Source organism: Arthrobacter sp. BF1 (assembly GCF_056680215.1).
The window spans coordinates 1,683,294-1,696,958 of sequence record NZ_CM155271.1 but is presented as its reverse complement, the minus strand read 5'-3'; the positions used below and the strand labels follow the sequence as shown (position 1 = coordinate 1,696,958).

Below are 13,665 nucleotides of genomic sequence, written 5' to 3'. Positions count from 1 at the left end.
CTGGTGCTAGGTACGCTTTCTTGCGGTTTTGGTGCGGGCGGATTTCCCGGCCTTCTTCTTGGCGCCGAACTTCAGCATTCTTTTGGGGCGAAGGGCGGGCGCCATCTGTTCGCGCGCCAGCGACAACACCACTCCCACGGCACAGAGCGACATCAGCAAGGCCGAGCCGCCGTAGGAAATGAACGGCAAGGGCACCCCGATGACGGGCATCAGGCCCGTCACCACAGCCATGTTGACAGTAGCCTGCCCCAGCAGCCACACCATGATGGTGCCGGCAAGGACGCGGTGGAACATGTCCTCCTGCGCCACCACCACGCGGTAAATGGCGGCTCCGAGGATGGCAAAAAGGACAAGTACGACGACGGTGCCAACCAGGCCGAGTTCCTCGCCGATGATGGCGAAAATGAAGTCGTTGTGGGCTTCCGGAATCCAGCTGTACTTCTGCCGGCTCTGGCCAAGGCCCACGCCGAACCAACCCCCGGACGCGAGTCCGTAAAGCCCGTTGGTGGCCTGGTAGTTTGCATCGATCCCGTCGGCGCAGGACTGCCCGGTCCACCAGGAGGTGATGCGGCACATCCGGTTGGAGCTGGTGATGGCCATAAAGGCCGTTCCCGCCGCGGCCGCCACCGCCGCGAATCCGAAGAGGTACAGCGGCACGCCGGCAAAGAACAACGCCGCTGCCGTAATCATCATGATGATCATGGCCGTGCCGAGGTCATTGCCCAACAGCACCAGGCCGATCACTAATCCTGCCGCCGGGACGGCGGGGATCAGCACGTGTTGCCAACGGCGAAGCAGCTTCCCTTTTCTGGCAAGTACCGTGGCCATCCAGAGCGCCAGGGCAAGCTTGGACGCCTCGGACGGCTGGAACGTGATGCCGCCCAGATCGATCCAGTTCTTGTTTCCGTTGACTTCGTCACCGACCGCCTGGACCAGGGCCAGGAGGACCAGGGCCGTGCCCAGTACCGGCCAGGCCAGTCGCTTGAGCCAGACCACGTTGATGCGGGAGAGGACGAACATCACGAAGATGCCGATCGCGGCGAACATCCCCTGTTTGAGGGCGTCACCATAGGGCGATTTCCCGGCGGCGATTGATTCAACGCTGGAAGCCGAGAGCACCATCATGATGCCGATGGCCGTGAGCGCCAGCGTGGACCCCAGGATGAGGTAGTACGTGGAGCCGTTCCGGGACGTCCCGTTTCCTTCCAGGGCGGCCCAGAAGCCCCGGTACCAGCCCCTGATCCGGGCGGGCAGGTTTGGCCGGGCACTCGGCCGGGTGGGCGTACTGACCATTGTTACTCCTCGCCGGTCTGGGCCTGCCCTTCCACCAGCTCGCGGACAGCGTCGATGAAGGCGTTGCCGCGGTGAGCATAGGAAGAGAACTGATCCATGGAAGCAGCCGCCGGTGCCATCAGTACGGTGTCGCCTGATACGGCCAGCTGCGCCGCTGACGCAACGGCCCGGGACATCACGTCCTCCCCCGAAACCGGAGAGTCGCCCGCGATGGCTCCGCCCGTTACGGCAGTCTGCATATTTTCAGTGTCGCCCGCCGCAGCGGTGATCACGGGGACATCCGGCGCGTGTCGCCGCAGGGCGTCGGCCAGCGGAGCGGTGTCGACGCCGATGAGCACCACGCCCTTGAGCCTGGCGGCCTGATCGCGAACCAGGTCATCGTAGCTGACTCCTTTGGAGAGCCCTCCCGCGATCCAGATGACCTTCTCGAAAGCAGTCAGCGATGCCGCCGCCGCGTGGGGGTTGGTGGCCTTCGAATCATTCACCCAGAGAACACCGTTCAGGCGGGCCACTTGCTGGATCCGGTGGTTGCCCGGCGCATAGTCCTGGATGCCCCGGCGAACCGCCGGCGCGTCCACGCCATAGGCACGCACCAGGGCGGCCGCGGCGAGGGCGTTGGCCACCATGTGGCGGGGGGCAAACTGCCCCAGGTCTTTCATCGAGGCCAACTCGGCAGCGCTGTCCTTGCGCTGCTCAATGAAGGCGCGGTCCACGAGGAGGCCTTCCACCACGCCCAGCATGCTGATGGCCGGCGTGAGGGTGGTGAAGCCAACGGCCCGGCAGCCCTCAACCACATCGGTGTCCTCCACCATGCGTTCTGTTTCGATCTGCTCGGCGTTGAAGATGCAGGCTTTTTGGGTCCGCGCGTAGACCTTGGCCTTATCAGCCAGGTAGGAGTTGTAGGAACCGTGCCAGTCAACGTGGTCTTCCGCCACGTTCAGGCACACACTGGCGACCGGCGACAGTGACTCAGCCCAATGCAGCTGGAAGCTGGACAGTTCAACCGCGAATACGTCGTACTCAACGGGGTCGCGGAGGGCATCCAGGATGGGTGTGCCCACGTTGCCGACGGCAATGGCCTTCAGGCCGGCGGCCTGAAGCATCGACGCCGTCAGGCCCACCGTGGTGGTCTTTCCGTTGGTGCCCGTGATGGTCAGCCAGTCAGCGGTTTTGTGGCCCTCCCGGACGCGCAGGCGCCAAGCGAGTTCGACGTCGCCCCACACCGGAGTGTGTGCGCGCGCAGCGGCGGCCAGCAGCGCCTGGTCGGGACGCCAGCCCGGCGAGGTGACGATGAGGTCGGGGAAACTACCGTCCACCTTCGGGACCCTGCTGACAGCTTCCTCGCCGAGGAACACGTCCACAGCGCCGACGATCTTCAAGGTGTCGGCCTGGGCCTTGGCTGTGTCCGTGGTGGCGGCGTCCACCACCACCACGCGGGCCCCGAGTTCGATGAGGGTGTCTGCGGCGGCGAACCCCGAAACCCCGATTCCGGTAACCACAACGCGCAGTCCCGCCCAGTCGGAGTCCCAGCTGACAAGGTTCTGAAGGCGGGGAGAAACAGTCACAGGAGCACAACCCATTCAGCGTAGAAGACACCCAGGCCCACGGCTACAAAGAGCCCGCCCAGGATCCAGAAACGGACAACCACCGTGACTTCGGCCCAGCCTTTAAGCTCGAAGTGGTGCTGCAGCGGTGCCATTTTGAAGACACGTTTGCCGCCGGTCAATTTGAAGTAGCCCACCTGGATAATCACCGAAAGGGTAATCAGGACGAACAGGCCGCCAACGATGCCCAGGAGCAGTTCGGTGCGGGACAGGATGGCGAAGCCGGCAATGGCGCCGCCGATCGCGAGGGACCCGGTGTCGCCCATGAAGATCTTGGCGGGCGAGGTGTTCCACCACAGGAAGCCCACCAGGGCGGCGCTGAGGATCGCTGCCAGGAGTGCCAGGTCCAGGGGGTCGCGCACGGTGTAGCAACCGCTACCGGCTTCACGCGGCGATCCACAGGCCTGGTTGTTCTGCCAGATTCCCATCAGGGTGTAGGCGCCGAAGACCATCACGGAAGCGCCGGCGGCCAGCCCGTCCAGGCCGTCCGTCAGGTTCACGCCGTTGGTTGCTGCCGTCACAATCAGGTTGGACCAGAGGACAAACAGGATGGCGCCAACAACGGTGCCGCCGAAGGCCAAGTCCAGCCAGGGAATATCGCGGACCAGGGAGATTTTTGTCGACGCCGGCGTGAGGCCGTCGGGGTCGGGAAAGTTCAGGGCGAGGATGGCAAAGGCAATGCCTACCGCTGCCTGGAGGATGAGCTTGGCCTTCGCATCCAGGCCCAGGCTCCGCTGGCGCGAGATTTTGATGAAGTCGTCGAGGAAGCCCACCAGGCCCATGCCGACCATGAGGAACAGCAGGATCAGGGCCGAAGCTGACGGGCCGGCGGACGCCGGGTTCATCAACCACATGATCAGGTGGGTCAGTCCGTAGCTGAGGAGGACCGCTCCCACCACCACGGTTCCGCCCATGGTGGGCGTGCCGCGTTTGGTGTGGTGCGATGTGGGTCCGTCATCGCGGATGAATTGTCCGTAGCTCTTGCGGACGAGCAGGCGGATAAACAGGGGGGTTCCCACCAGGGCGAACAGCAGGGCAAGTCCCGCGCCGATCAATAGAGCAATCACAGCAGCTCGCTCCTTTCTTCGGCAGGTTCCGTGGTTTGTGGGGGTAATGCTATCCGATCGCCTAAGTGCCGAAGCCCCACACTGTTGGAGGACTTGAAGAGCACCAGGTCACCCGGTTCGAGCTCGGCGTCGAGGAGCGAATAGGCGTCCTCGACCGTTTCCGCGAACACGCATTCGTCGCCCCAGGAGCCTTCCTGGACGGCGGAAACGTACAGGGCCCGTGCCTCACGGCCGACAACTACCAGCCGCGAAATGTTCAGGCGCACCACTTGGGTGCCCACAGCCGTGTGTTCGCGGATGGAATCCGGCCCCAGCTCAAGCATGGCTCCCAGCACGGCCCAGGTTCGGCGTCCGCGGCCGAGGTCGGCCAGGGTGCGCAGGGCGGCACGCATGGACTCGGGGTTCGCGTTGTAGGCGTCATTGATGACCGTGACGCCGTCCGCGCGTTCAGTGCGTTCCATCCGCCAGCGGCTGGCCGCTGACTGGGTGTTGAGGGAAGCTGCGATGTCCGTTCCCGTCACGCCTGCTGCATGCGCTGCCGCTGCTGCAGCCAGGAGGTTTCCCGTGTGGTGGGCACCAATCAGGCCGCTGCTCACGTGCAGGCCGGCTTCACTGCCGGGCAGGACAAGGTCAAATTCCGGGTTTCCGAAGGCGTTCGTGTCCGGTTCGACAGCCCGGACGGCCGCTTCAGGGCGGTCCTCGGCGGAGAAGCCCAGCACAGCGGCGACCGTGCGGGGCCGCATGCCCGCGACCCGGTCGTCGTCAAGGTTCAGGATGGCGGTGCCGGTGGGCGCCAGTGCCTCCACGAGCTCGCCCTTGGCAAGCACGATGTTTTCGACGCCGCCGAACTCCCCCGCGTGGGCTGTGCCGACGCCCAGGACTACGCCGATGTCGGGCTTGACCATGTCAGCCAGGTAGCGGATGTGTCCGATGCCGGTGGCACCCATTTCGATGACCAGGTACCGGGTCCCGGTGTCGGCCCGGAAAACGGTGAGGGGCACGCCTACCTCGCCGTTGTAGGAGCCTTGAGGCGCCACCGTGTTGCCCTGGGTTGTGAGGATCCCGGCGAGGAGGTCCTTCGTGGTGGTCTTCCCTGCTGAGCCCGTGATGCCGATGACGGTGAGGGATTCGCCGGCCGAAGCCCGGGCCGCACGGATGCGGCGGACGGCTTCGGCGGCCAGCGCGCCCATGGCCAACACGGCGTCTTGGACCAGGACTGCGGGATAGTTCACGCCGTCGGGTCCTGTGACAGGGCGCTCCGCGAGAACCAGCACGGCACCCTGACTGAAGGCGGCTGCGACGAAGTCGTGCCCGTCCGCGTGTTCGCCGGGTTTCGCGACGTAGAGCGCCCCGGGAGTAGCGTCGCGCGAATCCGTTACCACCGAATGCGGGGTGATCCCCGGATCGGCGTCCAGGCGGCCGTTTGTGATTTCGGCGATTTCCGCCGCAGTAAGTGCAATCATCTCGGTCTAGGACTCTATCCGGTCGTCCTGGAGAACGGTGAATCCCCCTGCTGTCAAGGCGTTCCGGAGTTCCACCCGGTCATCGAGGGCAAGGTTGACGCCTTTGACCTCTTGCCAGACCTCGTGTCCGCGGCCGGCCACCAGGATGGTGTCCTGGGGTCGGACCAGCTCAACGGCACGTTTGATGGCGGCGTCACGGGGATGGATTTCCTCGATGACGCACTCAAGTGCTCCCTGTTCCTGGGCGGCCCGGGCACCCGCGAGCACGTCCGCGCGGATGGCTGCTGCGTCCTCGTCATGGGGGTCGTCATCGGTGACGATCACCACGTCGGCAAGTTGGGCCGCGATGGCCCCCATGGCCGGTCGCTTTCCCTGGTCCCGCTGTCCGGTTGCACCGAAAACGACAATGACCCGGGAACCGGGAAGCGGTGACCGGACAGCCTCAAGGGCACGGGCGAGTGCGTCGGTGTTGTGGGCAAAATCTACAACGGCGGCCGGTTCCTCGGAGACGAGTTGCATGCGGCCTGGTACCGCCACGGTGAACGGGTCATGATGCGCCAGGGCGGCTTGGACGGCGGCGACATCCACTCCGCTGGCCAGGACCATCGCGGTGGCCAGCGCCGCGTTGGCGACGTTGAATGCGCCGGGCAGGCCGGTGTGGACCTGCAGGCGGGCGTTGTCCGGCCCGCTGAGGGTGAACTCGGTACCCAGCCCGCGCGCCGCTGTCGCGGTGACCGTCCAGTCCGCCGAACCGCCCGCCCGCGTGGTCGCGACTGTCGTGACCGGGATCCCGGTCGCCGCTGCAAGCTTGCGGCCCCATTCGTCGTCGACCGTCACGACGGCCGCTCGGGCGCGGCGGGGCGTGAACAGCTCGGCCTTGGTGGCAAAGTACTCGTCCATGGTGCCGTGGAGGTCCAGGTGGTCCTGGGTCAGGTTAGTGAATCCGGCGACATCGAAAACTACTCCGTCCACGCGTTGGAAGGAGATGGCGTGGGAGGACACTTCCATGGAGGCTGCGTCCAGGCCCCTCTCCCGCATGAGTGCCAGCAGGCCGTGCACATCCGTTGACTCGGGCGTGGTCAGGAGGCTGGGAATGGGGTCTCCACCGGCGAGGATTTCGATGGTTCCGATCAGGCCGGTCCGTCGTCCCACGGCGCGGAGGAGGGCATTGATGAAGTACGTAGTGGTGGTCTTGCCATTTGTGCCGGTTACCCCGAACAGGTGCGGTGGGTGGCCCGCGGCCGGCTGGCTCTGGTAGATCATGGTGGACAGCGGACCCACCACATTGCGCGGACCCTCCACCACGAGTATGGGGACCGCAGTCTCCGCCGACAACGCAAGCAGGCGCGCCCCGGCGTCGTCCGTAAGGACTGCCACAGCTCCCCGCTCCACTGCCTGGGTGACAAAGTCAGCTCCGTGGCGGGACGCGCCCGGGAGCGCGACGTAGAGGTCGCCGCGTTCCACCGTGCGCGAGTTAAGTGAGATCCCCGTGACTCCCACGGCGGCCGAGACGCCTGGGACCTGCACGCCAACGGCTTCCCCGATGCTGGCCAGGCGGACCGCGGCAACGGCTGTCGGCCTGAACCGGGCAGCGGCGGGTTCCTCCGCAGGCGCGGTATGACTGCCGGGTGAGTTCTGCTCTGACAAGGGAATCTCCGATGGTGCTAGTGGATCATGCCCGCGCGAAGAAGCCCCGCCGCGGGCGGTGTAGGTACTGCTGCCTGACGTTACTTGGCGTACTGCGGCAGCCGGGCCGGTTCGCCCGTGGAAGGCTGCACGTTGTAGGTGCGCAGTGCCTGGCTCATGACCGACCGGAAGACCGGGCCATTGGTGATGCCGTAGATGCTGCCCTTGGGACGCTGCAGGACCACCTCCACAATAAACCGCGGATCGTCCATCGGCGCCATCCCCACCATGGAGGCCGTGTAGCCGCAGAAGCCGGACTTGCCGTCGTCGCACGGGGACTCGGACGTTCCGGTCTTGGCTCCCACCCGGTAGCCGTCAATCGCGGCGTCCTTGATCTGGCCCTCGGTCACTGCGCTCTCCAGAATGTCCTGGACTTGCTGCGCGGTGCCGTCCGACACCACCTGCCGCGACGGCTGCGGGGCCACCTTTTCCTCGGTGCCGTCTGCTGAAACGTAGGAGTCGATCAGGCGGGGCTGGAGCATCACACCGTTATTGGCGATGGTCTGGAAGGCGCGGACTGTCTGCAGGGTGGACTGTGAAACGCCCTGGCCGAACAGCACCGTGTACTGCTGGCGGCTGTCCCACTGGTCTGCTGGCGCAAGGATGCCGGACGCCGTGGCAGGCAGTCCGATGTCCGGCGCCTCGCCGATGCCGAACTTCCGCAGCCAGTCATGGCGTTGCTCCTTGCTGAGCCGGGAGCCGGCCGCTACGGTTCCCGTGTTCATGGACCAGCCCAGGATGCCGGCAAGCGTGCGTTCTTCGGTGCCGTGGGTGAAGGCGTCCGTGAAGGTCTGGCCGTCGATCGTGTACGACGGCGGGAGTGTGAAGGTGTCCAAGGGGCTGGATTTTCCTTCCTCGATGAGCGCCGAGGCCGTGATCATTTTCTCCACGGAACCCGGTTCATACGCGGCGGTCACCGAACGGACGCCCCTGTCCTTGGCCGCCACCCTGCCGGGCTCGTTCGGGTCAGGGGAGTTGGTGTCCGCCATGGCCACAATGTTGCCCGTCTTGGTATCCATCACCACGATGCTGCCCCACTCCGCACCCAGTTTGTCGCTCTGGCTTTGGATGGCCTGCTGGGCGAAGTACTGAAGATCCGAGTTGAGGGTGAGCTTGACGTCCTTGCCGTCCTGCGGGGGTGTGAGTTCGTCCACACCGACGGGGATCCTGAGGCCGTCGGCCCCGATTTCGAAGAGCCGCTTACCGTCTTCTCCGCGCAGCAGCCCGTCCTGGGTCTGCTCAATTCCGGCCTGGCCGGTATTGCCGTCCTGGAGGAAGCCGATGATCCCGCCCGCAACGGATCCGTTCGGGTAGACGCGCTTACTGACGCCCACGGTGTCCACTCCAGGGATGCTCAGTTTCGAGACCCTCAGCTCAACGTCCGGCTTGAGGTCCTTCGCCACGATGTAATACCGCTGTTCGCCGGTGACAGCTTCGCGGGTGGCATCCTGGCTCATGCCTAAGACCGAGGCGAGTTCTTTCAGACCCTGCTCCCGGCTGACGTCCACCAGCTTGTCTTTGCCGTCAACTTTTTCGAAACGTTTAAAGGTCTCGGTCTTTGTATTGACAGTCTGGTCCACCACCACGTTGTACCGGATCACACTGTTGGCCAGGACTGTGCCGTTGGAGTCCAGGATGCTGCCGCGCTCGGCAGGAAGGGTAGTTTCGCGCATGCGGTAGTCAAGGGCAGCCGCAGCCATCCCGCCGACGTCCAGGCCTTGGACCATAAAAAGCTTGCCACCCACAACCAGCAGCAGTGTCAGCATGATTCCCAGGCCGAGGCGCAATCGCTTTGTAGCGTTTGGCACTTTGACGCCGCTTGCCTTACCGGTCCTCTGCGCCACCGTAATCCCTTGCTGCTCGCCTTGTTGCCTGCTGTGGAGCCGGGCTGGGCGCCTGGCCGTTCTGCCTGACCGGTTGCTTTTCAGCGGCCGTCAGTTACTGCCCCGGCACCTTTTGTTCCGGTGCCGGCACGGAACCGCCGTGCAGCTCGACCGCCGGTGCCGGGGGTGCCGGTACCGCCGCCGGTGCTGCGGCAGGCGCGCCGGCCGGAGCCGGCACCGCTGCTGCCGGCGCAGGCACTTCACTGGCAGGCTTGCGGCTCGCTGACGGTTCGGTGGCTGTTACCGGCGGCACCACCGTCAACACCCCGGCGATGGCTGGAGCCGGGATAACGGCTCCTGCAGCGCCGCCCTTCACGGCCGGAGTTGCCTTGCCCGTGACGGTGAGGGTGGAAAGGTCGATCTGGCCTTTGACAGTGGAAGCTACCATTCCCAAGTCTGCCGCCTTGGCAGCAAGGTTCTGGGGAGCTTCGAAGTTCTGGAGCTGCTGTGTCAGATCCTGGTTCTCTTTCGTGAGAGTGCTCTGCTTACTCCTGAGTTCCACCAGCTGGTACTGGGAGGTGGACACCGAAATATTCAGGACCAGCACCGCCACCAGTGCCACGGCGAGCAGGGCGAAGCACATCACCACAAACGGGGCACGGCGCTTCTTCGGTGCTGAGCGCACCACGGACAACGGTGTGCGTTCCTTCCGGCCCGGACCGGCAGGCAGGGCCTTGATAGCGGGCGCGCTGCTGCCGGAGAGGACCGGAAAGTTCTTGACGGCGGCGGTGCTCATGCTTCTCTCCTGGCTCTGATGCGTTCCACGGCGCGCAACCTGGCGGAGGCGGCGCGGGGGTTTTCGGCGATTTCGACGGCGGTGGGTACCTCGGTGCCCTTGGTCAGGGTTTTCAGCACTGCTTTGTGTTCTTCCAGTTCCACCGGGAACCCCAGCGGCGCTGAGGATTTGGAGCCGGCCTGGAAAACGGACTTGACGATCTTGTCCTCAAGGGAGTGGTACGACATCACCACGATGCGTCCGCCCAGTGCTATGGCTTCCACAGCCGCAGGAACCGCGCGTTCCAGCACGTCGAGTTCCTCGTTGACTTCGATCCGGAGAGCCTGGAAAGTCCGCTTGGCCGGGTGGCCGCCCGATTTGGCGGCTGCAGCGGGAACCACTGAACGGATCTGCTCCACCAGCTCACCGGTTGTGGTGATCGGTTTGACGGCCCTTGCTGCGACGATCCTGTTAGCGATCCGGCCGGCGAATTTCTCCTCGCCCCATTTACGGATGATCCGGACGAGGTCCTCTTCGCTGTAGTTGTTGACCACATCGGCCGCTGTCTGGCCCCTGCTGGTGTCCATCCGCATATCCAGCCGCGCGTCAAAGGAGTAGGCGAAACCACGTTCGCGCTCGTCCAGCTGAAGGGACGAGACCCCCAGGTCCATCAGGATGCCGTGGACTTCCCTGACCCCAAGGTCCTCGAGAACCTCGGCAATTTCGTCGTACACAGCGTGCACAAGGTCCGTGCGGTCAGCGAAACGGGCCAGCCGCTCCCCCGCCAGGGCCAGGGCCTCTTCGTCGCGGTCGATCCCAATCAGGTGCAGGTCCGGGAAGCTCTCCAGCATGGCTTCGGAGTGACCGCCCATGCCGAGCGTCGCATCTATGGCGATGGGTGTATCGCCCCGGAGGCGCGCGGCCTCGAAACCTGGCGCCAACAAATTGATGCACCGGTCCTTGAGGACCGGCACATGGCGTTCGGACGTCGGCTTCGGGTGATCATTCATGCCTTCGTCCTTTCATTCGGCGGGTATCCAGGGGTGCTTCTTGAGCCAGATCCCCATCCGCGCCTATCGTCCCGGCCGCCTGGCTCCGGGGAAGTGAGCCAGGTGGACTATCCGATGGGCGGCTGGAGATCTCGTTCAAGAAGCGGGTCTTCGGGGCCGTTCAGGTGATCACAGAATCCCCGGAATGGCGTCGTCGGTTTCAGAGAAGGCGGTTTCCTTCTCTGCCAGGTACTCGTTCCAGGCCTGGGCGTCCCAGATCTCGGCGCGGGTTCCTGCGCCGATGACGGCCAGTTCCCTGCCGAGGCCTGCGTACTCCCGGAGCGCCGCCGGAATGGTCACGCGCCCCTGCTTGTCAGGTACCTCGTCCGAGGCTCCAGAGAGAAAGACACGAATGTAGTCCCGAGCCTGCTTGGAGGAGATGGGCGCCTCCCGCATTTGCTCGTGAACCCTCGCAAATTCCTGCTCACTGAAGACGTAGATACAACGCTCCTGGCCCCTTGTGAGAACCAGCCCGGCGGCAAGTTCCTCGCGGAACTTTGCGGGGAGGATAATTCGGCCCTTTTCGTCCAGACGTGGCGAATGTGTGCCCAGAAACACTGGCCCACCGCCCGTCTGCCGTCAGGAACTGCACATCCCCTAATGTTGCAACTACCCTCTTATGTCCTCCACATTACTCCACTTTCCCCCACAGTCAATGCAAAATGGGCCCCACCAGCCCCCTTTCGGTGATCTTTTCCCCCAAATGGCGCGGAAACACGTGGTGGATGAGAGTGGAGGGCCTGGGGAGCCAAGTGGGCCGCCCCCAACGGGAGGGCACGACGGCGGTACGGCCGCGCCGTCGGGCACCCCCCTGTGGTGCCGTTAAACGCAGAAGACCCGCCGGGGCGGGTCTTCTGCAGCGGCCCCCATCAGCAGCACGAGCCAGGGGGAGAAAAGTGGAGGGGTGGGAAGTGGAGTAAAAGGCCCGGCAATCAGGGCAGCGGGCAATTCAACATGAACAACCGTGCCATCAGCGGCGGCAGGGCCTCAGGAGTCGTCGCGGCGACGCTCGTCCCAGCGCTCCTCAAGGCTGGACATAAAGGAACTCCTGGGCTTTCCGGACTTCCCCGTACCGGATGCGGAGCCTCCCTTGGCGCCGGACGCGTTGCGCATGGTGGCGAAGTAGACACCACCGCCCATAACCACGAAGCCGAGGACGCCAACAATGATGAACTGGGTGGTGACGCCGACCAGAAGCAACGCGATGCCCGCCAAAGTGCAGAGGACACCGATGACAAGGTGCCGGGTGGACCAGGTACGCCCAGGATCCGATCCCATGGAATTCGCGAACTTCGGATCGTCCTCGTGCAACTGCTTCTCCAGCTGCTCTAGCAGCTTCTGTTCGTGCTCCGAGAGCGGCATCACGACCTCCTTATGTAGGCCAACGTCCGGGCTGGTCCCATCCCGTACTCCTGCTCCAATAACGACCCGCATGCCCGGGAGGTTCCCGCCCCGCCAAGGGTGGCGGATTGCGAACACCGGCATGTGGGTGATTGGAACGGCAGTACGTCCAAGAAGTCCGGCAGTAACTGAAAACTATGTACATATAAGGATAGTTTGTCGGAGCCTGTTCTGAAAGACGGCCATCACCCTCCTGGCCCGTCATGAAGCCGAATTGAAATGACTCTTAGCGCCCGCTGCCGGGGTCCAGCAGACTGGCCGGCAGGACGGATTTGTTTCCGAACTTCCGGCTGACCTGGTCCAGCACCTGCTCTGCCGCGCGCCAGTTGTCATCCCTGCGGTCAAAGCTCAGTTGCAGGGAGGTTTGGGCGGCCTCTTCCAGCTGCTCCGCCCGGATGCCGACCAGCCGGACGGTCATGGGACGCGGCCCCAGGGATTCCAGGAGTTGGAGTGCCACCCCGTGGATCAACTGCGCGCTGTCCACTGGCGTGTGCACTGTGCGGCTCCGGGTAATGGTGGAGAAATCCGCATAGCGGAGCTTCAACGCCACGGTCCGGGCCACCGTTCCCGAACTCCGCAACCGGCCGGCAGTGCGGTGGGCCAGCCGCAGCAATTCGCGGCTGATGATGGCATCATCGGCGGTGTCCACCGCGAAGGTCTCTTCCGCACCGATGCTCTTTTCCAGCCGGACAGGGGTCACCGGACGCGGGTCTATCCCCCATGACAGCCGGTAGACGTGCTCACCGATGGTGCCGAGCACCTTCTTCAGGGATGTCACCGGCGTGGCGGCCACATCCGCGACGGTCCGGATGCCCATCCGGGCCAGCACGTCCGCGGTCTTGGCACCGATTCCCCACAGTGCCCCCACGGGCAGGCTGTGCAGGTAAGGTACCGTCTCGTCCGGCCCGATCAGCAGCAGCCCGTCCGGCTTGCAGCGCGTGGACGCAATCTTTGCAACGAATTTGCTGGCCGCGATTCCAACGGACGCCGTGATGCCCAACTCGGCAGCAACCCGGCGGCGGATCAATTCACCAATTTCGCGCGGGGGACCCAGGCGCCGGATGGCCCCTCCCACATCCAGGAAGGCTTCATCAACACTAAGAGGCTCCACGAGGTCCGTGATGGACTGAAAGATTTCCATCAGCTGCGCGGAGACCTCGTAGTACAGCTTGTGGCGCGGCTCAATAATGACGGCCCGGGGGCACATCCGTGCTGCGACCACCATGGGCATGGCGGACTTCACGCCGAAGGCCCGGGCCTCATACGAAGCTGACAGGACCACTGAACGGTCCGCCGGGAATCCCACGATCACTGGCTTTCCACGGAGTTCCGGACGCGTGCGCAGCTCCACGGATACGAAAAATGCGTCCATGTCCACGTGCATAATGCAGTTGCGCCGGAGCTCGCGAAGACCCGCTTCGCTGTACTGGTTGTTCCGCTCAGGCCCCACAACGGCAATTCTATCTGTTGGTACTGACTAAACTGGAGGCTGAGCCCGGCATCA

The 13,665-nt window shown here is 64.5% G+C and carries 11 protein-coding genes; all 11 read right to left on the bottom strand.

Annotation, left to right across the window (positions count from 1 at the left end):
* Positions 1-6 precede the first annotated feature (6 nt).
* The 11 genes from ftsW to dinB all read right to left on the bottom strand — a co-directional run bounded on the left by ftsW (position 7) and on the right by dinB (position 13,545).
* Positions 7-1,293 (bottom strand): putative lipid II flippase FtsW, encoded by a 1,287-nt coding sequence (gene ftsW / locus AC1MCD_RS07940; RefSeq protein WP_498677427.1) that lies wholly within the window; start codon positions 1,291-1,293, stop codon positions 7-9.
* Positions 1,294-1,295: 2 nt separating this feature from the next.
* Positions 1,296-2,873, bottom strand: a complete 1,578-nt coding sequence (gene murD / locus AC1MCD_RS07935) for a UDP-N-acetylmuramoyl-L-alanine--D-glutamate ligase (RefSeq protein WP_498677425.1) — start codon at positions 2,871-2,873, stop codon at positions 1,296-1,298.
* On the bottom strand, positions 2,855-3,964 hold the full coding sequence (mraY, locus tag AC1MCD_RS07930) for a phospho-N-acetylmuramoyl-pentapeptide-transferase (protein WP_498677424.1): 1,110 nt from the start codon (positions 3,962-3,964) through the stop codon (positions 2,855-2,857). Before mraY ends, murD begins: the two co-directional genes overlap by 19 nt.
* A complete protein-coding gene (locus tag AC1MCD_RS07925) occupies positions 3,961-5,427 on the bottom strand; it encodes a UDP-N-acetylmuramoyl-tripeptide--D-alanyl-D-alanine ligase (protein WP_498677423.1) in 1,467 nt (488 codons plus the stop codon). Before AC1MCD_RS07925 ends, mraY begins: the two co-directional genes overlap by 4 nt.
* Positions 5,428-5,433: 6 nt before the next feature.
* Positions 5,434-7,074, bottom strand: a complete 1,641-nt coding sequence (locus AC1MCD_RS07920) for a UDP-N-acetylmuramoyl-L-alanyl-D-glutamate--2,6-diaminopimelate ligase (protein WP_498677421.1) — start codon at positions 7,072-7,074, stop codon at positions 5,434-5,436.
* Between the two features lie 80 nt (positions 7,075-7,154).
* Positions 7,155-8,957: a peptidoglycan D,D-transpeptidase FtsI family protein gene (locus AC1MCD_RS07915; RefSeq protein ID WP_498677419.1), complete on the bottom strand. Its 1,803-nt coding sequence runs from the start codon at positions 8,955-8,957 to the stop codon at positions 7,155-7,157.
* Between the two features lie 94 nt (positions 8,958-9,051).
* Entirely contained in the window at positions 9,052-9,732 is a 681-nt protein-coding gene (gene ftsL / locus AC1MCD_RS07910) for a cell division protein FtsL (RefSeq protein WP_498677417.1), read from the bottom strand.
* A complete protein-coding gene (gene rsmH / locus AC1MCD_RS07905) occupies positions 9,729-10,721 on the bottom strand; it encodes a 16S rRNA (cytosine(1402)-N(4))-methyltransferase RsmH (RefSeq protein WP_498677416.1) in 993 nt (330 codons plus the stop codon). The genes ftsL and rsmH overlap by 4 nt, the downstream gene beginning before the upstream one ends.
* 168 nt (positions 10,722-10,889) lie before the next feature.
* On the bottom strand, positions 10,890-11,318 hold the full coding sequence (mraZ, locus tag AC1MCD_RS07900) for a division/cell wall cluster transcriptional repressor MraZ (protein ID WP_190988940.1): 429 nt from the start codon (positions 11,316-11,318) through the stop codon (positions 10,890-10,892).
* Positions 11,319-11,747: 429 nt separating this feature from the next.
* Positions 11,748-12,122, bottom strand: coding sequence for an SCO2097 family morphological protein (locus AC1MCD_RS07895; protein ID WP_498677413.1), 375 nt, complete (start codon positions 12,120-12,122; stop codon positions 11,748-11,750).
* A gap of 265 nt (positions 12,123-12,387) precedes the next feature.
* Positions 12,388-13,545: a DNA polymerase IV gene (gene dinB, locus AC1MCD_RS07890; protein ID WP_498678235.1), complete on the bottom strand. Its 1,158-nt coding sequence runs from the start codon at positions 13,543-13,545 to the stop codon at positions 12,388-12,390.
* Between the last annotated feature and the right edge of the window lie 120 nt (positions 13,546-13,665).